This is a genomic window from Massilia agrisoli (genome assembly GCF_020831365.1).
GTDB lineage: Bacteria > Pseudomonadota > Gammaproteobacteria > Burkholderiales > Burkholderiaceae_D > Telluria_A > Telluria_A agrisoli.
Genome location: NZ_JAJHPV010000004.1, coordinates 355139 through 378965, shown reverse-complemented (window position 1 = coordinate 378965; position 23827 = coordinate 355139). Strand labels below are relative to the sequence as shown.

Annotated in this window: 29 protein-coding genes; 18 read left to right on the top strand and 11 right to left on the bottom strand. The window is 66.3% G+C overall.

Going from position 1 to position 23827, the window contains the following annotated elements; translation table 11 throughout:
- Nucleotides 1–5 precede the first annotated feature (5 nt).
- From LMJ30_RS03045 to LMJ30_RS03020, 6 genes are read left to right on the top strand one after another with little or no spacing between them, the layout of a single operon-like run.
- The gene (locus LMJ30_RS03045) at nucleotides 6–776 is read left to right on the top strand and encodes a FliA/WhiG family RNA polymerase sigma factor (protein WP_371872965.1); all 771 of its coding nucleotides are present in this window, start codon (nucleotides 6–8) and stop codon (nucleotides 774–776) included.
- 18 nt (nucleotides 777–794) lie between these two features.
- A complete protein-coding gene (gene motA / locus LMJ30_RS03040) occupies nucleotides 795–1727 on the top strand; it encodes a flagellar motor stator protein MotA (RefSeq protein WP_229430863.1) in 933 nt (310 codons plus the stop codon).
- Nucleotides 1711–2646, top strand: a complete 936-nt coding sequence (locus LMJ30_RS03035) for a flagellar motor protein MotB (RefSeq protein WP_229430862.1) — start codon at nucleotides 1711–1713, stop codon at nucleotides 2644–2646. The genes motA and LMJ30_RS03035 overlap by 17 nt, the downstream gene beginning before the upstream one ends.
- Before the next feature lie 37 nt (nucleotides 2647–2683).
- Nucleotides 2684–2974 (top strand): flagellar biosynthesis anti-sigma factor FlgM, encoded by a 291-nt coding sequence (gene flgM, locus LMJ30_RS03030; RefSeq protein WP_229430861.1) that lies wholly within the window; start codon nucleotides 2684–2686, stop codon nucleotides 2972–2974.
- A 10-nt stretch (nucleotides 2975–2984) separates the two neighbouring features.
- The gene (flgN, locus tag LMJ30_RS03025; RefSeq protein ID WP_229430860.1) at nucleotides 2985–3404 is read left to right on the top strand and encodes a flagellar export chaperone FlgN; all 420 of its coding nucleotides are present in this window, start codon (nucleotides 2985–2987) and stop codon (nucleotides 3402–3404) included.
- Entirely contained in the window at nucleotides 3391–4101 is a 711-nt protein-coding gene (locus tag LMJ30_RS03020) for a glycoside hydrolase family 73 protein (protein WP_229430859.1), read from the top strand. Before flgN ends, LMJ30_RS03020 begins: the two co-directional genes overlap by 14 nt.
- Here the strand turns inward: LMJ30_RS03020 and flgA are convergent.
- A complete protein-coding gene (gene flgA, locus LMJ30_RS03015; RefSeq protein ID WP_229430858.1) occupies nucleotides 4091–4792 on the bottom strand; it encodes a flagellar basal body P-ring formation chaperone FlgA in 702 nt (233 codons plus the stop codon). The genes LMJ30_RS03020 and flgA overlap by 11 nt on opposite strands.
- 102 nt (nucleotides 4793–4894) lie before the next feature.
- On the opposite strand from flgA, the gene flgB reads away from it, so the two are divergent.
- From flgB to LMJ30_RS02955, 12 genes are read left to right on the top strand one after another with little or no spacing between them, the layout of a single operon-like run.
- Complete coding sequence (gene flgB, locus LMJ30_RS03010) at nucleotides 4895–5257, top strand: flagellar basal body rod protein FlgB (RefSeq protein WP_229430857.1); 363 nt, start codon at nucleotides 4895–4897, stop codon at nucleotides 5255–5257.
- A 2-nt stretch (nucleotides 5258–5259) separates the two neighbouring features.
- Nucleotides 5260–5679, top strand: a complete 420-nt coding sequence (flgC, locus tag LMJ30_RS03005) for a flagellar basal body rod protein FlgC (RefSeq protein ID WP_229430856.1) — start codon at nucleotides 5260–5262, stop codon at nucleotides 5677–5679.
- 2 nt (nucleotides 5680–5681) lie between these two features.
- Nucleotides 5682–6365: a flagellar hook capping FlgD N-terminal domain-containing protein gene (locus tag LMJ30_RS03000; RefSeq protein ID WP_229430855.1), complete on the top strand. Its 684-nt coding sequence runs from the start codon at nucleotides 5682–5684 to the stop codon at nucleotides 6363–6365.
- A 22-nt stretch (nucleotides 6366–6387) separates the two neighbouring features.
- Entirely contained in the window at nucleotides 6388–7569 is a 1182-nt protein-coding gene (locus LMJ30_RS02995) for a flagellar hook protein FlgE (RefSeq protein WP_229430854.1), read from the top strand.
- A gap of 4 nt (nucleotides 7570–7573) precedes the next feature.
- Nucleotides 7574–8302: a flagellar basal body rod protein FlgF gene (locus LMJ30_RS02990; protein WP_229430853.1), complete on the top strand. Its 729-nt coding sequence runs from the start codon at nucleotides 7574–7576 to the stop codon at nucleotides 8300–8302.
- 32 nt (nucleotides 8303–8334) lie between these two features.
- Entirely contained in the window at nucleotides 8335–9123 is a 789-nt protein-coding gene (flgG, locus tag LMJ30_RS02985; RefSeq protein WP_229430852.1) for a flagellar basal-body rod protein FlgG, read from the top strand.
- Entirely contained in the window at nucleotides 9123–9782 is a 660-nt protein-coding gene (flgH, locus tag LMJ30_RS02980) for a flagellar basal body L-ring protein FlgH (protein WP_229430851.1), read from the top strand. The genes flgG and flgH overlap by 1 nt, the downstream gene beginning before the upstream one ends.
- 12 nt (nucleotides 9783–9794) lie before the next feature.
- Nucleotides 9795–10901 carry a flagellar basal body P-ring protein FlgI gene (locus LMJ30_RS02975; RefSeq protein WP_229430850.1) on the top strand — a complete coding sequence of 369 codons (1107 nt, stop codon included), beginning with the start codon at nucleotides 9795–9797 and terminating at the stop codon, nucleotides 10899–10901.
- 9 nt (nucleotides 10902–10910) lie between these two features.
- Entirely contained in the window at nucleotides 10911–11225 is a 315-nt protein-coding gene (locus tag LMJ30_RS02970; RefSeq protein ID WP_229430849.1) for a rod-binding protein, read from the top strand.
- Nucleotides 11226–11273: 48 nt separating this feature from the next.
- On the top strand, nucleotides 11274–12647 hold the full coding sequence (flgK, locus tag LMJ30_RS02965) for a flagellar hook-associated protein FlgK (protein ID WP_229430848.1): 1374 nt from the start codon (nucleotides 11274–11276) through the stop codon (nucleotides 12645–12647).
- 10 nt (nucleotides 12648–12657) lie between these two features.
- On the top strand, nucleotides 12658–13569 hold the full coding sequence (gene flgL / locus LMJ30_RS02960; RefSeq protein ID WP_229430847.1) for a flagellar hook-associated protein FlgL: 912 nt from the start codon (nucleotides 12658–12660) through the stop codon (nucleotides 13567–13569).
- A gap of 3 nt (nucleotides 13570–13572) precedes the next feature.
- A complete protein-coding gene (locus LMJ30_RS02955) occupies nucleotides 13573–14586 on the top strand; it encodes a hypothetical protein (RefSeq protein ID WP_229430846.1) in 1014 nt (337 codons plus the stop codon).
- A gap of 79 nt (nucleotides 14587–14665) precedes the next feature.
- Here the strand turns inward: LMJ30_RS02955 and LMJ30_RS02950 are convergent, their stop codons facing one another.
- From LMJ30_RS02950 to LMJ30_RS02905, 10 genes are read right to left on the bottom strand one after another with little or no spacing between them, the layout of a single operon-like run.
- Nucleotides 14666–15463, bottom strand: coding sequence for an alpha/beta fold hydrolase (locus LMJ30_RS02950; protein WP_229430845.1), 798 nt, complete (start codon nucleotides 15461–15463; stop codon nucleotides 14666–14668).
- A gap of 13 nt (nucleotides 15464–15476) precedes the next feature.
- The gene (locus LMJ30_RS02945; RefSeq protein WP_229430844.1) at nucleotides 15477–16880 is read right to left on the bottom strand and encodes an aldehyde dehydrogenase family protein; all 1404 of its coding nucleotides are present in this window, start codon (nucleotides 16878–16880) and stop codon (nucleotides 15477–15479) included.
- The gene (locus LMJ30_RS02940; RefSeq protein ID WP_229430843.1) at nucleotides 16862–17623 is read right to left on the bottom strand and encodes an ABC transporter permease; all 762 of its coding nucleotides are present in this window, start codon (nucleotides 17621–17623) and stop codon (nucleotides 16862–16864) included. Before LMJ30_RS02940 ends, LMJ30_RS02945 begins: the two co-directional genes overlap by 19 nt.
- A gap of 2 nt (nucleotides 17624–17625) precedes the next feature.
- On the bottom strand, nucleotides 17626–18447 hold the full coding sequence (locus LMJ30_RS02935; protein ID WP_229430842.1) for an ABC transporter ATP-binding protein: 822 nt from the start codon (nucleotides 18445–18447) through the stop codon (nucleotides 17626–17628).
- Between the two features lie 13 nt (nucleotides 18448–18460).
- On the bottom strand, nucleotides 18461–19534 hold the full coding sequence (locus LMJ30_RS02930) for an ABC transporter substrate-binding protein (RefSeq protein ID WP_229430841.1): 1074 nt from the start codon (nucleotides 19532–19534) through the stop codon (nucleotides 18461–18463).
- A 54-nt stretch (nucleotides 19535–19588) separates the two neighbouring features.
- The gene (locus tag LMJ30_RS02925; protein WP_229430840.1) at nucleotides 19589–20395 is read right to left on the bottom strand and encodes an enoyl-CoA hydratase/isomerase family protein; all 807 of its coding nucleotides are present in this window, start codon (nucleotides 20393–20395) and stop codon (nucleotides 19589–19591) included.
- Nucleotides 20396–20423: 28 nt separating this feature from the next.
- Nucleotides 20424–21134 carry an ABC transporter ATP-binding protein gene (locus LMJ30_RS02920; RefSeq protein ID WP_371872970.1) on the bottom strand — a complete coding sequence of 237 codons (711 nt, stop codon included), beginning with the start codon at nucleotides 21132–21134 and terminating at the stop codon, nucleotides 20424–20426.
- Nucleotides 21124–21888: an ABC transporter ATP-binding protein gene (locus LMJ30_RS02915; protein ID WP_229430838.1), complete on the bottom strand. Its 765-nt coding sequence runs from the start codon at nucleotides 21886–21888 to the stop codon at nucleotides 21124–21126. The genes LMJ30_RS02920 and LMJ30_RS02915 overlap by 11 nt, the downstream gene beginning before the upstream one ends.
- Nucleotides 21885–22940: a branched-chain amino acid ABC transporter permease gene (locus LMJ30_RS02910; RefSeq protein WP_229430837.1), complete on the bottom strand. Its 1056-nt coding sequence runs from the start codon at nucleotides 22938–22940 to the stop codon at nucleotides 21885–21887. The genes LMJ30_RS02915 and LMJ30_RS02910 overlap by 4 nt, the downstream gene beginning before the upstream one ends.
- Nucleotides 22933–23826, bottom strand: coding sequence for a branched-chain amino acid ABC transporter permease (locus tag LMJ30_RS02905; RefSeq protein WP_229430836.1), 894 nt, complete (start codon nucleotides 23824–23826; stop codon nucleotides 22933–22935). The genes LMJ30_RS02910 and LMJ30_RS02905 overlap by 8 nt, the downstream gene beginning before the upstream one ends.
- Between the last annotated feature and the right edge of the window lies 1 nt (nucleotide 23827).

The following is a 23827-nucleotide window of genomic DNA, read 5'->3' as shown; positions in this document are numbered from 1 at the left end:
CCATCTTGGCCTACACCGCCGATTACACCGACACTGCCAGCGATTACGCGGCCGACTACGCTGGCGACTACGCCAGCACGGCCGCCGTGGCCGGCATGAGCGCGCGCGAGGAGCAACAGCACCTGGTGGCGTACGCGCCGCTGGTCAAGCGCATCGTGCGCCAGCTGGGCGCGCAGGTGTCGGGCGTGATGGGGCGCGAGGACATGGAACAGATCGGCCTGATGGGATTGCTCGAAGCGCTGCGCCGCTACGGCAACCCGGACGCCGCTTTCGGCAGCTTTGCCAGCCTGCGCATCCGCGGCGCCATCCTCGACGAGCTGCGCCGCCAGGACTGGCGCCCGCGCACCGTGCGCCAGGACAGCCACCGCACCCGCGACGCGGTGCGCGCGCTGACCCGCAAGCTGGGCCGCGAGCCAAGCGCGCAGGAAGCGGCCGATGCGCTGGGCATGAGCCTGGACGAATGGCGCCAGTACGAACTGGACGACAACGCCGGGCAGCTGCTCAGCTTTGACGAGGTGCTGCAGGAAACCGAGGAACGCGCCCACGCCGCGCCCGGCCCGGAAGAGCAGTACCTGGTGCGCCGCAGCCTCGAGCAGGCGCTCGGCGCGCTCGACGAACGCGAGCAGCGCGTGGTCCAGATGATTTACGAGTTCGAGCTGAGCTACAAGGAAATCGCCGCCGTGCTGGACCTGTCCGACGCCCGCGTCTGCCAGCTCAACAAGCAGGCGCTGGGAAAAATGAAAGCCGCGATCGCTGGCGTATCGAATACAAAGTAAAAGAAAAAAGGAAACATCATGCAACAAGTCATCGGCATTTTCATCGTCCTCGGCTGCGTCTTCGGCGGTTTCGCCATCATGGGTGGCACCTTCGAGGCGATCTGGCACCCGGTCGAAGTATTGATCATCGCCGGCGCCGGCCTCGGCGCCCTGGTGCTGGGCAACCCGACCCACGTGCTGGCCGAGATGGCCCACCAGCTGCGCAAGATCGTCATGCGCAAGAAGCCGAGCTCGGAATCGCAGCGCCAGCTGCTGCTGCTGATGTATGAACTGCTGCAAACGGCCGCCGGCGGCCTGAAGGCGCTCGACGCCCACGTCGAAGACCCGGCCGCCAGCCCGGTGTTCCAGCGCTACCCGCTGATCCTGGAAGAGCCGAAGCTGATCGCCTTCATCGTCGACAACTTCCGCCTGATGGCAATGGGCAAGATCAACGCCCACGAACTCGAAGGCGTGCTGGAGCAGGAACTGGAAGCCATCCACGAAGAGCTGGTGCAGCCGTCCAAGTCGCTGCACAAGATCGCCGAGGCGATGCCTGGTTTCGGCATCCTGGCCGCGGTGCTGGGCATCGTCATGGCGATGAACTCGGTGGCCGGCGGCGCCGATGCGGGCGAGATCTCGGCCAAGGTCGGCGCGGCGATGGTCGGCACCTTCCTCGGCATCTTCTTCTGCTACGGCGTGCTCGACCCGATTTCCAACATGATGAAGCAGCTGGTCAACGAAGAAGCGGCCAACATGGAAACCGTCAAGGTAGTGCTGGTGACCCACGTGTCGGGCAAGCCGGCGCTGCTGGCGATCGACGCCGGCCGCCGCCTGGTGCAGCTCAACATCAAGCCGAGCTTTGCCCAGCTGGAAAGCTGGATCAATGCGATGGGCGGCGGCGACGACGACCTGGCGCCACCGCGCCGCCGTTCCAGCGATTCGCGAGGGGATACGCGTGCAAAAGCCGCTTGATAAAAAGCACGGCGACGGCGCGGTCATCAAGCGCAGTGGCCGCAAGCATGCCGAGGACGATCACGGCGGCGCCTGGAAAGTGGCGTTCGCCGACTTTTGCCTTGCGCTCATGGCCTTGTTCCTGGTGCTGTGGCTGATGGCCGCGCGCGAGCAGCAAAGCCTGAAGGCGGTCGTGCAGGAAATGAGCAGCAGCTTTACCGACGCGGCCGGCCACAAGCCGAGCATCGGCGGCGGCCCGCGCGGCAGCCTGATCGAACGTTTCGCCCTGCCCCACCATGGCGAGTCGAACAGCCCGGACAGCGCGCCGCGCCGGATGTACGACAGCCCGTCCGACCTGGCCGAACTGTCCAAAGTGCTGGCGTCGATGAGCGCCGACAGCGGCCTGTCGTCGAACCTGGAAGCGGTGGTGATGCCGTACGGCCTGCGCGTGATGCTGCATGACACCGAAAAGCAGGGCATGTTCATGCTCGGCAGCGCCAAGCCGACCGAGCGTTTCGTCAGGCTGCTGCGCAAGATGGGCCCGCTGTTCGCGAAGATGGAAAACCAGATGCTGATGGTCGGCCACACCGATTCGCTGAAGTACGCCGACGACCCGGACGGCCGCTCGAACTGGACCTTGTCGTCCAGCCGCGCGATGGCGGCCCGCGCCGTGCTGATGGCCGGCGGCATGCACGCCGAAAGCGTGCTGCAGGTGGTCGGCATGGCCGACCGTTCGCCGCTCGACCCGGCCAACCCGGCCGCTTCCCTGAACCGCCGCATCGAACTGCTGATCTTGACCCGCAAGCAGGCCGACAGCGTGGCAGCCATGTTCGGCCCGCGCACCAAGGGCGAGGCGCTCGGCACAGGCGCCGACGTCGGCATTCCCGAGCGCGCCGAACTCGAACAGCTGCGCGGCACCATGACCGGCAAGGCGCAATAACATCATGACGATTCAATCCAGGACCCGAGGCCAACGCATGAAGATCAATAGCGGCAGTACCCCAACCGATTCGTTCGCGCTCAATCGCGCCGGTGCGTCGGCAGGCGTCGAAGCGGCAGGCACGCTGGCCGCAGGCGCGGCCTCCGCCAAACCGGCTGCGGCCCTGCAGTCCGAAGTGCTGCAGCCGGCCATGGCGGCGCTGCGCGACATGCCCGAGATCGACCACGAGCGCGTGGCCGAACTGCGCGACCTGCTGGCCAAAGGCGAGCTGCCGTTCGATGCGGGCCGCCTGGCCGGCCTGATCCAGCGTTTCCACGGCGGTAAATAAGATGACACGCATGACCCGCGATTCTGCAGTGGCGAAACTGGCGGACGGCATTCAAGCCGACCTGGCAGCGTCGAACACGCTGCTCGACCTGCTCGAACGCCAGTTCGACGCCGCGCTGCGCCACCGCAGCGCGCAGCTGGCCGAACTGGCCGAGCAGCTGATGCCGGCGCTCGAGGCAATGGACCAGCGCCGCCTGCAGCGCGTGGCGCTGGTGCGCGCCCTGCTCGGCCCTGACGGCGACATGGCCCAGCTGATCGCCAGCCTGGCCGCGCCCGTCCGCGCCGCATTCGCGGCCGACTGGCAGGCGCTGGAACAGAGGGTCGTCGAATGCAAGCGCCTGAACGCGCGCAACAGCGCCCTGTTGACCGAACAGTTCTCGATCATGCAGCGCGTGCTCAACGGTGAGGAAGAAATCTATGCGCCACGCTGATTTCCACACCGCGCCAATCGCGCCGCTGGCGCCGACCCAGGCCGCGCGCCCGGCCGCGGCCATTGGCGGCGGCAGCGGTTTCGGCAGCGTGTTCAGCGAGATGCACGGCGAGATCGCCGACTACATCAGCGAAGGCGGCGGCGCGACCGCAGCCACCACCCTGAGCGTCGAAGGCCGCATGTGGCAGGCGCGCAGCCAGGGCGTGGCGGCGGACAGCGAACTGGCGCCGGCCGGCAACCAGCAAGCCTTCCTCGACACCATCGCGCCGTGGGCGCGCGAAGCAGGCGAACGCCTCGGCGTCGCGCCGGAACTGGTGCAGGCGCACGCCGCGCTGGAATCGGGCTGGGGCCAGCGTCCGCTGCGCGACAGCGCCGGCGACAGCACCCACAACCTGTTCGGCCTGAAGGCGGGCGGCAAATGGGATGGCGGCGTGGCCGAATCGCTGACCACCGAATTCGAACACGGCGCGGCTGTGAAAAAGACCGAGCGCTTCCGCGCGTATCCGGACCAGGCCAGCGCCTTCCGCGACTACGCACAAATGCTGCTGGAAAACCCGCGCTACCGCGGCGCGATCGGCGCGGGCAGCGATGCGCGCGCCTTCGCCGAAGGCCTGGCGCGCGGCGGTTATGCGACCGACCCGCAGTACGCAACGAAACTGGCGCGCCTGGCGACGCGCCTGCAGGGAGTCAGCGAGTGAGCGCCACTTCGACAGGTTCGACCGTGCCGGCAGCGGTGACGCGCATGCGCACCACGCGCCCGTTGGCGACGTTGCGCACCCGTACCACCGAGCCTTGCGCGCCGCTGTCGAGCGCTTCGCCGGCCGTGCTGACCTCGATCGCGTCGACCCGCGCCAGCATCACCACCGGTTCGCCGCGCTTGACCAAAATGGGCGCGGCCAGCTGGCTTTGCCGCAGCACTTCGCCGGCCCGCAGCGAGCGCCTGCTGGCCTGCCCTACCGCTGCCGCCACGCCAATGGTGTCGGACAGCGAACTGATGTCGCGCCGCTCGATGACCAGGTCGTCGTCGGATAACAGCTGCCCGGCCGCGACCGGCCCGGCCGTCACCGCGACCTTGGCGCTGACCTTGGCGCGCACGATGTACTCGTATCGCCAGCCAGGTGTATCGCGGCACTGGACCGCAAAGCGCATGCGCGCGGCGCTGCGCGTGTCGACCGGCTCGACCGACACGGGCTGCCTGCACGCCGGCGCGGCCCGCGGGTTGACGACGGTGATGGTGAATTCCGGTTCGGCCAGCGCGGATGCTTCCGCCTGCCGCGCCAGCTGGGCGCGCGCGGCCTGCTCGATTTTGCCAACCAGGCCTGGTTCGGCGGCTTGCGCAGTGCCAGCGACTAACAGCATTAACAAGGAAGCGCAGCGGATTTCGGGCATGGAAAACACCTTGACGAGGGTTGCACGCGGAACAAGCCGTCCCGCGCTGGCCGTTCATTCTAACAAGTTCAAACTGCAGTTCACTCAACGGAGGAGCGTTCAATGACGATTAATTTCCAAAAGGCACTGGGAGTCCATGCCGATGCCCTGGAGTTGCGTGCCGAACGCACCCGTGTGCTGGCATCCAACATTGCCAATGAAAGCACGCCTGGCTTCACGGCGCGCGACATCGACTTCGCCAGCGTGCTGCAGGAACGCATCGACGGCGAAGCGGACACCCTGCCGGGCTTCAGCGACGGCACCGCGCAGTACCGCGTGCCTTTCCACCCTAGCGCCGACGGCAACACCGTCGAGATCGGCATTGAGCAGGCGGCGTTCTCGCAGAACGCTTCCGATTTCCAGACCAGCCTGACCTTCATCAACATGAAGCTGCGCGGCCTGAACAAAGCCATCGAGGGACAATAACAATGAGCTTCAAAGACATTTCCCAGATCGCAGGCTCGGCCATGGCGGCCCAGTCGGTGCGGCTCAATACCGTGGCCTCGAACCTGGCCAACGCCGACTCGGTGGGCGGTTCCGAAGCCGAAACCTACCGCGCGCGCAAGCCGGTGTTCGCCGCCATCCTCGACAACGGTAGCGGCAAGCTGACCCCAGGCAGCCAGGTGCAGGTGCTCGACGTGGTCGAAAGCGCCGAGCCGCTGCGCAAGGCCTACGAACCGGACAATCCGGTGGCCGACGCCGACGGCATGGTGTACTACCCGAACGTCAACCAGGTAGCCGAGATGACCGACATGATGGCGGCATCGCGTGCTTTTGAAACCAATGTAGAGGTGCTGGGCAGGATCAAGTCCATGCAGGCATCGCTGCTCCGTCTTGGCGAAAGCTGATCATGCTGACCAATAACATCAATGGCAATAACAACGGCGCCGGCGCCAGCACCTCCGACGTGCTGTCCTCCAGCGCCCCAAGCGAAACGGCGGACATGTTCACCAAGCTGCTGGTTGCCCAGATCCGCAACCAGGACCCGCTGTCGCCGAGCGACCCGACCCAGTTCGTCAACCAGCTGTCGCAGCTGAGCCAGACCGAAGCGCTGCAGAACATGGCCAAGATGAACAGCACCTCGGCCAGCGTGCTGCAAAGCCTGCAGGTACTGGCGCTTGGCGCGCAGGTCGGCAGCGATGTGGTGGTCGCCGCCGACAGCGTCCAGCTCGACGGCGAAAAAGTCCAGGGCAACATCACGCTGACCTCGCCAAGTGCGTCGAACGAACTGGTGCTGACCGGCGCCGACGGCGTCCAGCACAAGGTGGCGCTCGGTTCGCACGGCGCCGGTCCGCTGCCGTTCACCATCGACCCGGCCGCACTCGGTCTGCCACCAGGCAAGTATTCGATGGCGGTTACGACCGCCAACGGCCAGCAGCCTGAAATCGAAGTCAACGGACGCCTCGAGTCGGTGCGCATGACGGCGTCCGGCGGCATTCTCCTCAAGGTGGCGGGCGTGGGCGAAGTGGCTCCGTCGTACGTCACCGGTTTTAATGGCAAGGCCAATCCCCTGGCTGCCGCGGCACACATCTAACGTTTTCTAAAGGACATACATCATGAGTTTCGAAATCGCACTGTCGGGCATCCAGGCAATCAACACGCAACTGGAAGCAACCTCGAACAACATCGCCAACGCCGGCACCTACGGCTACAAGTCCAGCCGCGCCAACTTCTCGTCGATGTACGCGGGCGCCCAGGCGACCGGCGTTGAAGTCGGTTCGATGACCCAGAGCATCGGCCAGAACGGCGGCGCCATGACCACCGGACGCGGCATGGATGCCGCCATCGATGGCCGCGGCTTCTTCGTCACCCGCGACGACCAGGGCCTGATGGCCTATACCCGGGTCGGCATTTTCTCGGCCGACAAGGATGGTTTCATGGTCGACAGCAACGGCCGCCGCGCCCAGGGCTTCGCCCGCGTCGCCGGCAGCGCGACCCTCGGCGCGATGGGTGACATTAAGATCCCGACCGGCCAGATTCCAGCCTCTGCCAGCACCAAGGTTGAATTCGTTGCCAACCTGTCTGCCGACTGGACCGTCCCGGCGGTCGCATTCGACCCTGCCAACGCCAACACCTACAACATGGCCAAGCAGTCGGTGGTCTACGATTCGCTCGGCGCCCAGCACACGGTGTCGCAGTACTTCGTCAAGTCGGCCGCCGGCGTCACCGTGCACTACGGCTTCGACGGCGCCGCTCCGGCAACCAGCACCAACATGACCTTCAACGCACAAGGCCAGCTGACCGCCCCGGTGGCGCCGGTGGCGCTGACCCTGACCCCGACCAACGGCGCAGCCCCGCTGGCCTTCACCGTCGACTACGCCGGCACCACCGCGTTCGCCGGCGAAGCGATCACCAGCACCAACGCCACCGACGGCTACGCCTCGGGCGCCTTCGTCGGCGTCGAGCTGGCCCCGGACGGCTCGATCATCGCCAAGTACAGCAACGACGAGAACCAGGCGATCGCCACCCTGGCCGTGGCCACCTTCGCCGACGAAGGCTCGCTCGCCTCGATCAGCGACACCAGCTGGGGCGAGACCTCGAGCTCGGGCGTTGCGCTGTACGGCACCCCGGGCAGCGGCCTGCTGGGCAAGCTCAACACCGGCGCGCTCGAACGCTCCAACGTCGACATCACCTCCGAACTGGTCGGCCTGATGACCTCGCAGCGCAACTACCAGGCCAATTCGAAGGTCATCTCGACCCAGAATTCGATGATGCAAGCACTGATGCAGGCGCTGTAACAGCATGGATAAACTGATCTTCACCGCCCTCTCCGGGGCCGAGCGCGCGCTGCGCTCGCAGCAGGTCCACGCCAACAACCTGGCCAACATGGACACCACGGGCTTTCGCGCCAACATGGAAGTGACGGCGGCGCAGTCGCTCGAAGGCGGCTTCGGCTACGACGACCGCCACATGGCGAACATGAAGTCGGATGCCCTGTCGACCCGCCAGGGCACGGTCAAGGAAACCGGCCGCGACCTCGACGTGGCGGTGGCCGGCAACGGCTACCTGGCGGTGCAGTTCGGACCAGGCGAAGCCTACACCCGCGCCGGCAACATCGAAATCGATGCCGAAGGCGCGCTGTCGGTCGGCGGCCATGCGCTGCTGGGCGACGGCGGCCCGATCGTGCTGCCGCCGTTTAACGCGGTCGCCATCGGCGCCGACGGCACCATCTCGATCCAGGCGCCGGGCGCCCAGGAGATGCAGGTGGTCGACAAGCTCAAGCTGGTGGGTGGCGAAGCGGGCGAGCTGACCAAGAACGAAGCGGGCCTGATCGTGGCGCGCAACGGCGACCAGCTGGCTGCCGACCCTGCCGTCACGGTGCGCAACCGCCACCTCGAAGGCAGCAACGTCTCGGCAGTCGAGGAAATGATCGCCACCATGAGCCTGAACCGCAGCTTCGAGATGCAGATGAAGCTGTTCAAGGCAAGCGACAACATGAATGAAGCGGGCAACCGCCTGATCGGCGCGTAAGCGGCCGTCACCAAACCACCCAGGAGCACATCATGAATCCAGCAATGTGGATCAGCAAGACCGGCGTTCAAGCCCAGGATGCAAAACTGCAGACCATCGCCAACAACCTGGCCAACGTGAACACTGTCGGCTTCAAGCGCGACCGCGCGGTTTTCGAAGACCTGTTCTACCAGGTCGAGCAGCAGCCCGGCGCCCAGCGCGCCGACAACACGCTGTCGCCATCGGGTGTCCAGCTCGGTAACGGTACCCACCTGGTCGGCACCCAGAAGGTGTTCACCAACGGTTCGATCCAGACCACCAGCCAGCCGCTCGACGTCGCCATTTCCGGCAACGGCTTCCTGCAGGTGCGCCGACCTGACGGCGAGCCGGCGTACACCCGCGCCGGCCAGCTGCAGGTCGACGCCAACGGCACCCTGGTCAACGCATCGGGCCTGCCGCTGGTACCGCAGATCACCGTGCCGGCCAACGCCACCGCGATCACCATCGGCGAAAACGGCATGGTCTCGGCGACCATCCCGGGCAGCACCACCCCGTCCGAACTGGGCCAGCTGACCCTGACCTCGTTCGTCAACCCGACTGGCCTGCTGGCCCTCGGCGAAAACCTGTTCCAGGAAACCGCGGCCAGCGGCCAGGCCACCGAAGGCAATCCAGGCGAAGGCGCATTCGGCAAGCTGCGCCAGGGCGCGCTGGAAGGCTCGAACGTGCAGGTGGTCGAAGAGATGGTCGACATGATCGCCGCCCAGCGCACCTACGAAATGAACACCAAGGTGCTGTCGGCGGCGGACAACATGCTGCAGTACCTGGCACAGGCGGCGCGATAATGAAACACGTACTGATGGCGGCTGTCGTCGTCGCGCTCTCCGGCTGCGCAACCATGCAACTGCCTGCGCCCGCGCCGACCATGGCCGACCAGACCGCGCCGCTGCCGCGTGCAGTGGCGCGCGGCGGCTTGTCGGGCGGCGTGTTCAACGCCGACGCGGTGCCGCTGACGTCCGACGCACGCGCCTTCCGCACCGGCGACGTGGTCACTGTCTTCCTCGAAGAGACCACCCAGGCCAGCAAGCGCGCCGGCACCAGCATCAGCAAGGATTCGAGCGTGGGCGTGACCCCTGCCGGCCTGCTGGGCAAAACCTTCCCGAAAACCGGTGTCGACCTGTCGGCTGAACGCAGCTTCAGCGGCGACGCCACCAGCACCCAGCAAAACGCCCTGTCCGGCGCGCTGACCGTGATCGTGCAGGAAGTGCTGCCGAACGGCCTGCTGCGCGTGGCCGGCGAAAAAAGCCTGACCCTGAACCAGGGCGAAGAATTCGTGCGCCTGGCGGGCTTCCTGCGCGCCGCCGACATCGACGCCGACAACCAGGTGTCCTCGCTGCGCGTGGCCAATGCGCGCATCTCGTACTCCGGCAAGGGCGCCCTGTCCGACGCCAATCAACCCGGCTGGCTGACGCGCTTCTTCGTCAGCCCGTGGATGCCGTTCTAAGGTAGACAAATCATGCAATCCCGCTTCCTCCGCCTCGCCACCCTGGTACTGGCTTCCTGCCTCGCGCTGCCGCTGTTCGCCGCGCAGCCGCTGCGTTCCCTGGTCAGCGTCGAAGGCGTGCGCGACAACCCGCTGGTCGGCTACGGCCTCGTGGTCGGCCTCAATGGCAGCGGCGACAGCACCCAGGTCAAGTACTCCAGCCAGTCGGTCGTCAACATGCTCAAGCAGTTCGGCGTCAAGCTGCCGGAAGGGACCGACGCGAAGAACAAGAACGTCGCGGCCGTGATGGTCAGCGCGGTGTTCCCGCCCGGTTACCGCCGCGGCCAGCAGATCGACGTCAACGTGTCGTCGCTGGGCGACGCCAAGAGCCTGCGCGGCGGCGTGCTGCTGCTGACGCAGCTGCGCGCGGCCGACAACGAAATCTACGCGCTCGCACAGGGCAACGTGGTGGTCGGCGGCCTGAACGCGACCGGCAACAGCGGCTCCAGCGTGACCGTCAATACGCCAACCGGCGGACGCATTCCCAACGGCGCCAACATCGAGCGCGAAATCGCCACCGACTTCGCGACCCGCCCGGAAGTCATGCTGCGTTTGAAGAACGCTAACTTCCAGTCGGCTACCAACGTGGTCGAGGCGATCAACCGCCGCTTTGGCCCGGTGGCCACCACCAGCGACGGCGCCACCATCGCCGTGATCGCACCGGAAAACCCGACCGCGCGCGTGGCCTTCATGGCCAAGCTCGAATCGATGCCGGTGGAAGTCGGCGCCGAGGTGCCGAAGGTGGTGTTCAACTCGCGCACCGGTACCGTCGTCATCGCCGACGGCGTGCGCGTCAAGGCCGCTGCCGTCACCCACGGCGCGCTCAAGGTGGTGATCGCCGAAAGTTCCAACGTCAGCCAGCCAGGCCCGTTCTCGAACGGCCGCACCGCCGTCACGCCGCAATCGAAACTGTCGGTTGACCAAGGCTCGGGCCAGATGTTCAAATGGCCCCAGGGCGCCAAGCTGCAAACCATCATCGACGTCGTCAACAGCCTGGGCGCGACGCCCGACGACATCATGGCGATCCTGCAGGCGCTCGACCAGGCCGGCGCGATCGAAGGCGAACTTGTCGTAATCTGAGGACAGCACATGACCATTCTCGACCCATCCCTGCCCCGCCCAGGCGGCGACAATCCCGCCGCCGACCCGGTGTATGCGGCCAAGGCCACCAAGGCGGCAGTCGAATTCGAAAGCTTCTTCATCGCGAACATGCTCAAGCAGATGCGCGCGGGCACCCGCGAAATGGCGTCCGACGACAGCGTGTTCAAGGACCCGGTCAACCGCGACATGCAGGACATGGCCGACGGCATGGTGGCCACCCAGATGGCCGGCCAGCGCGCCTTCGGCATCGCCGACGCCATCCTGCGCCAGCTTTTACCTGCGCCGCTTAATAAAACGAAGTAAACGGTCGCCTTGTTTAGTTGACGCCACCCACGCGAAAGAAATTGCAAAATGAGCATCATGAACAATGCGCTGTCCGGCGCGCTCGCTTCCCAGTTGGCGTTGGCCACTACCAGCCAGAACCTTGCCAACATGCAGACCAAGGGCTACACGCGCCAGATGGCGTTGCTGACGGCGGTCGGCTCGGAGCGCGGCAACAACCGCTCGCCCGGCAATGGCGTGGCCGTCAACAACTTGCTGCGCATCAGCGACGACTACAAGAACCAGCAAATGTGGCGCTCGGCGTCCGGCGTCGGCCGTCATTCGCAGACCCAGCCTTACCTGACCCAGCTTGAACGCGTCATGGGCGACAACGCAGCGAGCCTGTCGGCCGGCGTCGACAAGTTCTTCGAGGCGATGAACGCCGTGGCCGGCGTCGACCCGACCTCGACCCCGCTGCGCCAGCAAGTGCTGACCGCGGCCGGCACCATGGCCCAGCGTTTCAACAACCTCAACAACGTCTTCAACGCCCAGCTGCAATCGCTGCGCCTGCAGCGCAGCGCGATCGTTTCCAGCGCCAACGTCACCATCGCCAACATCGCGTCGCTGAACCGCCAGATCACCATCGCCGCCGCCACCGGCACCAACCACTCGTCGCTGGTCGACGCGCGCGACCAGGCCATTGACGCGCTGGCGTCCCAGCTCGACCTGGAAGTCTCCGACCAGCCTGACGGCACCCGCAGCGTTTCGCTCAAAACCGGCCAGGCGCTGGTGCTCGGCGGCATCGCCGGCCAGCTGAACGTGAGCGGCGGCACCACCCAGACCTTCTCGCTGTCCTTCGCCGGCTCCACCTTCGACCTCGACAGCGTCAGCGTCGGCGGCCAGCTCGGCGGCCTTGGCGCGTACGAGCGCAACATCCTGCTGCCGCTGCAGCAGGGCGTGGCCGACATGGCCGAACAGATCGCCGACAAGGTCAACACCCAGCTGGCGGCCGGCTTCAAGATGGACGGCACCGCCGGCGGCCCGATGTTCGTCTACACCCCGGGCAGCACCTCGAACATGCTGCAGATCGTCGATGGCTACCAGACCGCCGACCTGGCGTTCTCAAGCGACGGCACCCCTGGCGACAGCGGCAACCTGCAGAAGATCATCGCCATCAAGAACGATCCGATCAACGTCACCTCGCTGGGCATGGTGCTGATCGCCGACGCCGACACCCAGCTGACCGGCAAGCTGGCGGTCGACAGCCAGCAGAACCGCGCGACCCTGGCGACCAATGAAACCATCCGCAACCAGGCGGTGGACGACTGGAAATCGACGAGCGGCGTCAACCAGGATGAGGAAGCGATCAACCTGGTCGAATTCCAGAACATGTATCAAGCAAACATGAAGGTGATGTCGGTGGCCAACGCGCTGTTCGACGCCACCCTCGCGATGATGTCTTAAGGGGAACCGCATGCGAATCGCCACCAGCCAGTACCAGTCGACGATGAACCAGTCGCTCCAGGTGAACCAGGAGCGCCTCGGCTACCTGACCCAGCAGATGGCGTCGGGACAGCGCATCCAGCTGCCGTCTGACGACCCGGTCGACAACGTGCGCCTGTCGCGCCTGCGCCGCGAGGAATCGACCCTGAACCAGTACCGCGAGAACATCGCCGCGATCAAGATCCGCCTCAGCAAGAACGAAGATTACCTGACCAGCATGGTCAACGACATGATCCAGGGCCGCGACCTGCTGGTCTGGTCCTCGGACGGCAGCAACACGCCGGACGACCTGCGCGCCATGATCTCGCCGCTGACCTCGCTGCGCGAAAGCCTGCTGTACACCGCCAACGCGGTCGACCAGGAAGGCCGCTACGTGTTCTCCGGCACCCAGACCGACACCGCGCCGATCGCCTTCGATGCGACGGCCGCCGCCGGCGCGCGCTACACCTTTGTGGGCAACACCAATGACCAGACCGTGGTTGTCGGCAACGGCATCACCCAGGTCGCGAACGGCAACGTCAGCGGCGTGGAAGACCTGCTCAACCAGCTCGACGCCGTGATCGACGCGCTCGGCCAGCCAACGATGAACCCGAGCGACCCGGCGCTGCGCACCCTGCTCGCGGCCAACCTCGACGGTTTCGACACCGCGCTCAATCTCATTTCGGGCAAAGTGGCGGTACTGGGCGGCTCGCACAACATCCTCGACACCCTCGACATCAACCACAGCAATGTGAGCCTGTCGAACCAGATGGCGCTGACCGACATCGGCCAGCTCGACTACGGCTTTGCCGCAACCGAGCTGACTGGCTATTCGAACGCCCTGCAGGCGACCTACAAGGCCTACGCCAAAATCGGCACCCTGTCGCTGTTCTCGGTGCTGTAAGCCATGGACAGCATCCGTCCCCAGTCCCCTGCCCCTGCCAGCACCACCGGCAGCGCAGCCAGCGCCCCGCAGGCGCGCACGGAAGCTGCCGAACGGCTGGCCGAAGGCCGTCCGCCCCAGCTCGCGCCACCTCCTGCGGCCACCCCGGCACCGGCGCCGATGCGGCGCACCATGCGCGGCTTCGACAGCCACTTGCAAGGCGATGTCGCCAGCGCCCAGCAAGCGCTTGATTTCCTTGAAGAAGTCGCCGGCCAGCTGCAGTCGCTCAAAAGCGAGCTGAGCGCCAAGCTCAGCAACCTGCAAGCGGACGAACGCCAGATCGAAGCGCGCCTGCGCGAACTGGCCAACACGCTCGAACGCCGGCGCCAGTCCGGCGGGGACAAGCTCGACGCGCAGCTCAACTACAACGCCGCATCGGCGACCCAGCGCTTCAATGTGCGCGGCATGACGCTCAGCTCGCTGAAGTCGAGCGCCCCGCAAATGCTGTCGTTTTCGTCCGGCGCCGGCGGCCAGGCGCTGACCGTCAATATCGAACCCGGCATGTCGGACGAAGAGATCGTCCAGCGCTTCGACCGCGCGCTGGCGCCCGCCAACGTCCGCGTCAGCAGCGACGCCAATGGCAAGCTGATCTTTACGACGCCGGAAGCGCACTGGCCCGCCCTGCGCGACAACCTGTCGATCCTCGGACGCGGGCGCGTGGCGACGGAAGAAGAACCTGGCGCAGTCGCGCCGCAGCGCTGGGGCACCAGCGATACCGAAGCCTTGCGGCTGAGTCTGCAGGAGGTGGTGCGGGCGCTGGCGCAGGTCAGGAGTTCGCAGGCCGCCGCGAGCCGCGAGCTGAGCGCCGCGGCCAGCCGCGCCGCGATGGCGCCGGTGCCGTCCGATGACATGACTGTGCTGGCGAAGGACTTCGCCGCCACCGCGACCGATCCGAACTACGAATCGCTGCTGGCGATTACGTCGGCGATGGTGGGGATCAGCCGGGAACGCGTGCTGGCCTTGCTGGGACTTCGTTAAAGCGCCACAAAACGCAGCGCGCATAAAAAACCCGCATCGCCGTCGCCGGCATTGCGGGTTTTTTCTCGCCCTTCGCGCCTCAGGCGCCCTGGCGCCCAAGGAAAGCGCCGACGGCGCCGAGCACCGCGGCGGGATGCTCCTCGTGTGGCGCATGGCGGCAATCGTCGAGGACCAGCAGTTCGGCGTGGGGAACCCGGCGCTGTATTTCGTACAGCTGCTCTAGGGTCCCATACTGGTCCTGCCTGCCTTGCACCGCCAGCAGCGGGCAGGCGATGCTGGCGAGCGCCCCCGCGACGTTCCAGTTGCGGAACGCAGCCGACAGCCAGCAACCGCTCCAGCCATTGAATACGCCCCCGGGGTCGCCGTGCAGGCTCGCCAGGTGGGCCGCCAGCCGTCCGTCGTCCCAGCTGGCGCGCAGCCGCGCTATCCGCTCGCGCGCCACCTCCTCGGTAAAGACGTGCGGGGCCAGCACCACCGCCGCGCGCACATGCTGCGAGAAAGCGGCGGCATACAGCAGCGCGATGGTGGCGCCGTCACTGTGCCCGAAGATGACCGGGCGCTCGCGCGCGGCGTCGATGCCGACCGCCTCCAGAAGTGCAGGCAGGTGCTCGCGCGCTTCGCGCTCCATGTAGTCAACGGGCCAGCCAGGCCCTGGCGCGGGACGGGGCTGGGAATGCCCGTAGCCGTAACGCGAGAACACCAGGCCGCGGCAGCCGGTGGCCGCGCACAAGGCGCGCGGCCAGTCGCCCCACATCGCGGCGCACCCCAGTCCTTCATGCAGGAACACGATCAGCGGCGCACCGCTGCGCGCGCCGGCGACCCATTCGTATTCGATCGTTACGTCTCGCCCTTCGAGTGCGATCGCGGTGTGCTGCAAGGCGCTTCCTTTCCTAGTGGCCGGGAGTGGCGAAAAAATCGGCCAGGCCGCCGAATGGCTGCCGGCCCTGGCGCCCCATGCTACCACCTGGCGCCAGCCAGTCGTGCCGGTTGATCAGGACGCCGCCGCTGCGCAATGCGCGCGCCAGCCGCTGCGCCCGCGCCGGGTCGCCCGTCCAGACGCTGACCGAGCGCGCCATCGGCATCTCATTCGCGCAGTCCAGCGCCTCCGCGTCGGCCTCGAAGCGGCCGAGCGAGACGAACGGGCCATAGATTTCATCCGGCGAGGAAGGGTCCGAGCAATCGCGCTGGGCCACCAGCGTCGGGGAGAGAAAGTAGCCGTCGGCCAGTTCGCCCCCGGCGCGGCGGCCGTGCAGCACCACCTCGTCGCAGCGCGCCAGCGCCTGCTCGGTGCGCACGCCCACGGCAACCAGCGCCGGTGCATCGATCAGGGGACCCATGCCGCAGCCGGCCCGGTCCCCTGCCCCGACCACCACCTGCTCCAGCGCGCGCCTGAGCGCCGCCTTGGCTTCGTCAAAGCATGATGCGTGCACCAGGATGCGGCGCGGTGCGCTGCTGTGCTGTCCCGAAGCGACGACAGCCGCGGCGGCCAGCTGCGCCGCCACCGCCTGCACGTCGGTGTCCGCGAACACCAGGCTGCACGACTTGCGGGTGAGGTCGAACAACAGCTTCTTGGCGCTGGGCGCCGCGGCCACCGTCATTTTGCGGCCGGTTTCCTGCGAGCCCGTGAAGCACAGCACGTCCACCTGGCGCGACGCCACCAGCTCGCGCGCCGCTTCCTGTCCGGTCTCCGAGACCAGGTTGACGGCGCCGGCGGGCAGGCCTTCGACCGCCGCGAGTTCCGCGATCACGGCCGCGGACACCTGGGCGACCTGGCGCGCCGGCTTGACGACGGCAGCGCAGCCGGCGGCCAGCGCCGGCGCCAGCCAGGCGGCCAGCGACGCCACTGGCGCGTGCCAGGGAACGATGATGGCAACCACGCCCACCGGCTGCGCCGCTGGCGGCACACCGTGCTGAAGCTGTCCGGCGCAATGGCGTACGCAGGCGACGGCGGCGGCGATTTCCTGGCGCGACTGCGCCAGCACCTTGCCGTTTTCAAGCGTCAGCAGCTGGGCGAGGTCGGCGCGCCCTTCCAGCCGGTCGGCCCAGCGCAGCAGCAGCGCCGCGCGCTGCGCCGGATCACGCGACAGCCCGCCAGCGTCGAAGGCGCGCCGCGCCGCATCGATGGCCTGGCGGGCATCGGCGGCGCCGCCTGCGGCGAAGCTGCCGATCTCCCTGCCGTTGGCCGGGTTGATGCTGTCGCCCTCGCGCGCGCCGCTGGCGCCCTGCCATTGGCCGCCGACCAGGTTCAGCGCGCGCAGGCGGCGCCCCGCGTTATCTATCGCTCGTGCTTCCATGGCAGGATCCATCCCTCGATTTCGTTCAGGATGAGCGTCAGCAGGAAGCCCAGGATGGAAATGACGATCAGGCCGACATACATCGTCTCGACCGACAGGATCTGCCACGCATCCCAGATCATGAAGCCGATGCCGTTCTTGGCGCCCACCATTTCGGCAATCGCGATCAGGATCAGGCCCATGCCGATGCCGAGCTTGATGCCCGCCATGATCGATGGGAGCGCGCCCGGCAGGGCCACGGTACGGAAGGTCTGCCAGCGGCTGGCGCGGAAGTTCTTGCCGACGTCGAGGTAGATTTTATCGATCTGCATGACGCCGCTGATCGTGTTGATCACCACCGGGAAGAACACCCCCAGCGCCACCATGACGATCTTGGACGCTTCGCCGAGGCCGAAGATGAGCAGGATCAGCGGCAGGATCGCGCTTTTCGGCACCGGATAGGTCGCCGAGATCAGCGGGTCGATGGCCGCGCGCACAGGCCGGTACAGGCCCATCGCGATGCCAAGCAACAGCGCCGGCACGCCGCCCAGCAGCGATCCCCACAGCAGGCGCTGCAGGCTGGCGGACAGGTGGCCCCACAGTTCGCCGGAGGTGGCCAGGTCTACCGCCTGCGCGACAATGCTGGTCGGCGCCGGGAAGAACCGGGTATCGAGCACCCCGGCGCGGGCGCACAGCTCCCATAGCAGCACCAGGGCCAGCGGCGAAGCGACACTGACCAGGCGGTCGCGGGTTTTATCGTTCATGCTCATGTGCGTGCTTCCTCCTGCGCCTTGGCGCGTTGTACTTCGTCGCGCAGGTGACCCCAGATGTTGTAGACCATCTCGCCATACGCCGGCTGCGAGCGCAGCTCCAGCACATTGCGCGGGCGCGCGAACGGCACATCGATGATCGCCTTGACCTTGCCCGGATGCGCGGACATCACCATGATCTTGTCGCCAAGCGTCACCGCCTCGTCGACGCTGTGGGTGATGAAGACGACCGTCTTCTTGTCGGCTTCCCAGATGCGCAGCACTTCTTCCTGCAGCAGCGTCTTGTTCTGCTCATCGAGCGCGGAGAACGGCTCGTCCATCAGCAGGATCTCCGGGTCGTTGGCGAATGCGCGCGCAATCGACACGCGCTGCTTCATGCCGCCGGACAGCTGGTGCGGATAGTGCCTGGCGAATTTGGTGAGGCCGGTCTTGTCGAGGTAGTGCCCGACCGTTTCGCGCACTTCCGCCTCAGGCAGCCCGCGCAGCTTCAGGCCATACGCGGCGTTGTCCCACACCGTCATCCAGGGGAAGATCGAATCGCCCTGGAACACCATCGAGTTGCTTGGCTTTCCCGGCCGGTCGGCCCTGATGTCGACCGTGCCGCTGCTCGGTTTTTCGAGGTCGGCCAGGATGCGCAGCAGCGTCGTCTTGCCGCAGCCGCTGGGACCGACGATGACGAAGAAGGTGCCCGGCGCGATGTCGAGCGAGATGTTGTCGATCGCCGTGAAGGTACCGCCCTTGGTGGCGAACTGCTTGGTCAGGTTGGCGATGCGGATCTTCGGCGCCGCCAGGCCCGGTATGTTTTCAGCCAGCTTCATGGTCACCCCCATCTTATTGCTGCTTCGGCTGGTAAGGGCCGAGCGCCTTGACTGCCGCATTCAAGAAGGACGTGTCGAGTACCTGTTCGAGCTTCACGCTGCCGTCGACATACCTCTGGTCCTTGTAGAACTGGTAGTCGCGCGCCAGGCTCGCCTCGTTGATCTTGCCGTCCGGGTGGATGCCGTTCGGCGTCATCTTCTTGTACAGCGCCGGGTCCTTGACGTTGCTGTCCTGCGCCAGGATCGCGATCACGTCGGCCGCATTCGGCCCGGCGAACCTGCCGTCCTTGAGGGCGTCGTTGTAGTAGCGCGCGCCCTTCAGGTAAGCGATCATGAACTTCTGCGCAAGCTGCGGCCGCTTCTTGATGAAGTCGCCGCCGTACAGAAGCACCGCGATCTGCTGGTTCGGATACGGATCGGCGCTGCCAAGGCGGACCGCCGCGCCGCGCTCGATGGCCTGCGTGGCCGAGGGCTCGGTGGTGACGCTCGCGTCGATGGCGCCGTTCATCAGCGCCGCCACGTGCTGCGGATAGCCGATGTATTCGTGTTCGGTGTCCTTGTATGTCAGGCCGCCGGTCTTGAGCGCTTCGTTCAGCTTCGAGCCGGGCGAACCGCCCTTGGCCGCCTCGGCCACCTTCAGGCCCTTGAGGTCCTTGTAGCTCCTGACCTTGCCGCTGTCGACCAGCGCCTTGCGCACCAGGATAGGCATGTAGTCGTACTGCGGCGGGGTCGAGCCCTTGTCGGCGACCACCTTGATGTTGATGTCGCGCGCGGCGGCGTTGAACAGGCCGGCCGACATGGCGCCCGCGGCCACGTCAAGCTGGCCGGTGCCCAGCGGCGCGATCATCTTCGGTCCCGCGTCGAATGGAACGAAGACGACCTTGATTCCCTGCTCGGTGAAATAGCCCTTCTTGTTAGCGATGAAGAACGGCGCATCGCTGACCACGTTGTTGACGCCGATGCGTACCTCGGCCAATTCGGCCGCAACGGCGGCTCGTGTGCTCCACGCGCCGGCGACAACCAGTGCGGCGGCGCCGATGGCCAGCTTGCGGCGGCTTGCGGAAAGTGCGTGCTGTGCGTTCTTCATGTCCATGTCTCCAAATTTTTATAAGAATCGTACTGAGCGCCTTGCGGCTTTTGCTTAGCTGCCCTTGAAGTCAGCCTTGCGTTTCTGGTGGAAGGCCTCGACGCCCTCTCGGAAGTCATCCGACGAGCGCAGGCGGCTGTAGCAGTGGCCTTCGAGTTCGATGGCGATCGACAGGGTCGAGTCCTCGGTGTCGTTCAGCAGCTTCTTCGCGGTACGCTGCGCGATCGGCGAGAACGCAAGCAGTTCTTCGACCAGCGCATCGGTCGCCTTTTCGAGTTCGGCGTCGGGCACGCACATGGTCGCGATGCCCCATTCGTATGCCTGCTGGCCGGGCACGCGGCGCGAACGCATCACGACGTCCTTGGTGCGCGTGATGCCGACCATCTTCTGCAGGCGCGCCGAACCGCCCGAACCCGGGATCTGGCCCAGCTTCTGCTCGGGCAGCGCGTACTGCGAGGTTTCGGACACGATGCGGAAGTCGCAGGCCAGCGAGATCTCGAAGCCGACGCCGAAGCAGAAGCCGCGGTTGGCGGCGATCACGGGCTTGCTGCAGCGCGCAGGGGCGGCGATGTTCCATGCCAGCTTCGATACATGCTCCGGCGTCGCGTCGAGGAAACCGCGAATGTCGCCGCCGCTGGAGAAGTGTTCGCCCACGGCGCGCAGCACGATGACGCGCACCGCCGGGTTTTCGTCGAGCGATTCGAACACCAGGCGCAGCTGGTCGCGCTGGGCCATCGAGATGATGTTGAACGGCGGGCGCTCGAGCACGATGTCGGCGCGCTGCCGGTCGGCATCGATGATCACCGAAAAACCGTCGAGCTTTTCGAGCAGGGTATGCGCCGGGTGGGAAAGGTGGGACATGTAAATTCCTTTGAATGGGTTAAAAAAGTTAGACCGCGATGGCTTCTTGCAGGCTGCTGCGGGCGCTGCTTGATGCGGCGTCGCCGGACAGGATCACCTGCCCGCGTTCGAGCGCGTAGAAACGGTCGGCGACGTCGAGCGCGCGCTGGACGTTCTGCTCCACCAGCAGGATGGGAATGCCGTCATCGCGCAGGCGCTCGATGATGGCGAAGATTTCATCGACGATGATCGGGGCCAGGCCCTCGGTCGGCTCGTCGATCAGCAGCATCTTCGGCGCGCCGACCAGCACACGGGCCATCGCCAGCATCTGCTGCTCGCCGCCCGACAGCGACGTGCCAAGCTGCGGCCGGCGCTCCTTCAAGCGCGGGAAGCGCTCGTAGGCCCGTTCGAGCACGGCGCGCGACTCGGCCTTGCTGCGCCCCGGGCACTGGAGGAAGCCCAGCTTCAGGTTTTCCTCGACCGTCAGGCCGGGGAAGATACGGCGGTCTTCCGGCACCAGGCCGAGGCCGAGGCGGCAGATGCGGTCCGGCGCCAGCGGCTTGACGTCGGCGCCATTGAAGCGCACCGTTCCCGCGCTCGGCTTGACCCAGCCGGCGATGGTTTTCATCACGGTGGTCTTGCCGACGCCGTTGCGGCCGCACAGCACCACCACTTCGCCGGCGCCGACGGTCAGCGATACGCCTTGCAGCACATGGCTCAGTCCATAGTGGGTGTGGACGTTTTCAAGTTCAAGCATGATGGCTTCCTTGTCCAAAATAGGCCGCCTGCACCGCAGGGTTGGCGCGCACGGCGGCGGGCAGGCCTTCGGCCAGCTTGGCGCCCTGCGTCATGACGACCACATGGTCGGACAGGTTCATCACCAGCCCGACGTCGTGCTCGACCAGCAGGATCGACAGCTCCCCCGCCAGCGACTTGATCATTTCGCCGGTTTCCTCGGTGTCGGCGTGCGACATGCCCTGGGTCGGCTCGTCCAGCAGCAGCATCCTGGGACGGCAGGCCAGCGCCACCGCGATTTCGAGGCGGCGCTGCTCGCCGTGCGACAGGTAGCCGGCCAGTTCATGCGCTTTGGCCGACAGGCCGAACTGCGCGATCAGTTCCTCGGCGCGATCCAGGGCGATGCCGCTGCGGCGGACCGGCAAAAACGCCCGCCCTGCCGGTTCCAGCGCCTGCGCTGCGAGGCGCAGGTTCTCGAACACGGACAGCTCGAAGAACAGGTTGGTGATCTGGAACGAGCGCGCCAGGCCCGCCTTCATCAGGTGGTCCGGCCCGCGCGCGGTGACATCCTGGCCGTTGAAACTGACCTTGCCGCCGCTCGGGCGGATTGCACCGCTGATCAGGTTGAACAAGGTGCTCTTGCCGGCGCCGTTCGGTCCGATCACCGACGTGATATGGCCGCGCTTCGCGTCGAAGCTGACGTTGTTGACCGCGGTCAGCGCGCCGAAGCGCACCGTCAGGTCGCGTACCGACAGCACGTTCTGGTCTGCGTGGTTCATGGCTGCTCCTTTCGCGACAGCCACGCTTCGAGGCGCGGGCGCAGGTAGCCGATCAGGCCTTTGGGGAAGAAGATCACCGAAATCATGAACAGCACGCCGATGATGATCAGGTGATGTTCGGTGTACGAGCCGACCACCGATTTCAGCGCGCTCAAAATCACGCTGCCGTACAGCGGGCCAATCAGGGTGCCCACGCCGCCCAGGATCACGGTGATCACGGCGTTGCCGGACGCCTGGAAGAACATCAGCTCTGGCGACACGAAGCCGCGCAGCATCGGGTACAGCGACCCGGCCAGGGCGGCGACGTTGGCGGCCACGATGAAGGCCAGCAGCTTGTAGTGCTGCGCGCTGAAGCCAAGGAAAGGCACGCGGTGCTCGTTGGCCTTGATGGCCACGACCAGGCGGCCGGCGGGAGTCTGCAGCAGCGCCTCCAGCGCAAAGTACATCGCCATGACAAGCACCAGTACCAGCAGGAAGAAGCTGGCCGGGTGGCTGCTGTCGACGGTGAAGAACAGGAAGTTGGCCTGCACCACAGGGATGCCGATGATGCCATCGGAGCCGCCCAGCTCACGCGTATTGAACACCACCTTGGACACCACCTCGGCCAGCCCGAAGGTGATCAGCGCAAAGTACACGCCGCGTGCACGGGTGGCGATGACGCCGGCCACGGCGCCGGCAACGGTAGCCGCCACCAGTGTCACGGCCAGCGCCAGCCAGAACGACGCAGCCCATTCCTTCAGCACCAGGCCGGACACATAGGCGCCAAGCCCGAAAAACAGCGCGTGGCCAAGCGACAGCAGGCCGACGAAGCCTAGCAGCAGGTCGACGGACATCGCAAAGCCGCCGAAGATCAGGGCCTCCGTGGCCAGGCGGAAGAAGAACACATCGTCCAGCACTGTGGCGATGGCGGCGAACACCAGCGCCAGCGCGATGAACAGGAAGGCGAAGTAGCGCACCGCGTTGCGGGCGATCAGCTCGCGGCGTGCGACCGCCCCAAGCACCGGCGCGGGAGCGGGCGCCGCGGCGCGGATCGGAGTGACGTTATCAAGCATGGCCGAGCCTCCCGAACAGTCCTTGCGGGCGCACCATCAGCACCGCCACCATGATGGCGAATACCAGCGGGTCGGTCCACGAAGGCGACATGTATAAACTGGCGATAGCCTGGATCTGGGTCAGCACGAGCCCCGCGATCACTGCGCCCTTGATGCTGCCAAGGCCGCCGACGATGACGACGCTGAACGCCATCAGGATAAAGTCCTTGCCCATGGTCGGGAACACCGAGTACACGGGCGCGAGCAGCACGCCGGACAAGGCCGCCAGCGCCACGCCGAACGCGAAGGTGCCGGCATAGACGTGCGATACCGGCACGCCCAGCGACGACGCCATGTTCTTGTCGAACGCCGCGGCGCGCACCATCGCGCCAAGGCTGGTGCGGTAGACCACCAGCCACACCACCACGATGATCGCGGCGCCGATCGCCATCAGGAACAGCCGGTAGTTCGGGAAGAACATGCCGGCGATCTCGCTGGCGCCTTCAATCGGCGTTTCGGCGGTCAGCGCCTGCGGACCATAGAACACCTTGAACAGGTCTTCCATGATGATCGCCAGGCCGAAGGTGAGCAGCAGCGTCAGGATATGCCGGTCCTTGTGGTGGAACACGCGCTGGATCAGCATACGCTCGAAGGCATAGCCGACCGGCGCCATGATCAGCGGCACCAGCAGCAGCATCAGCCAGAAGTTGACGCCGGCGGCGGCCAGGCTCACGCCCAGGTAGGCGCCGAGCGCGTAGAACTCGCCGTGCGCCATGTTGATCACGTCGAGCAGTCCGAAAATGATCGTCAGCCCGAGCGCCATCAGGATCACAGCCACGCCGATCGACAGGCCGTTGACGACCTGTGGAGCCAGCACGAACTGCAGTGTGTCGATGAATCCATCCATA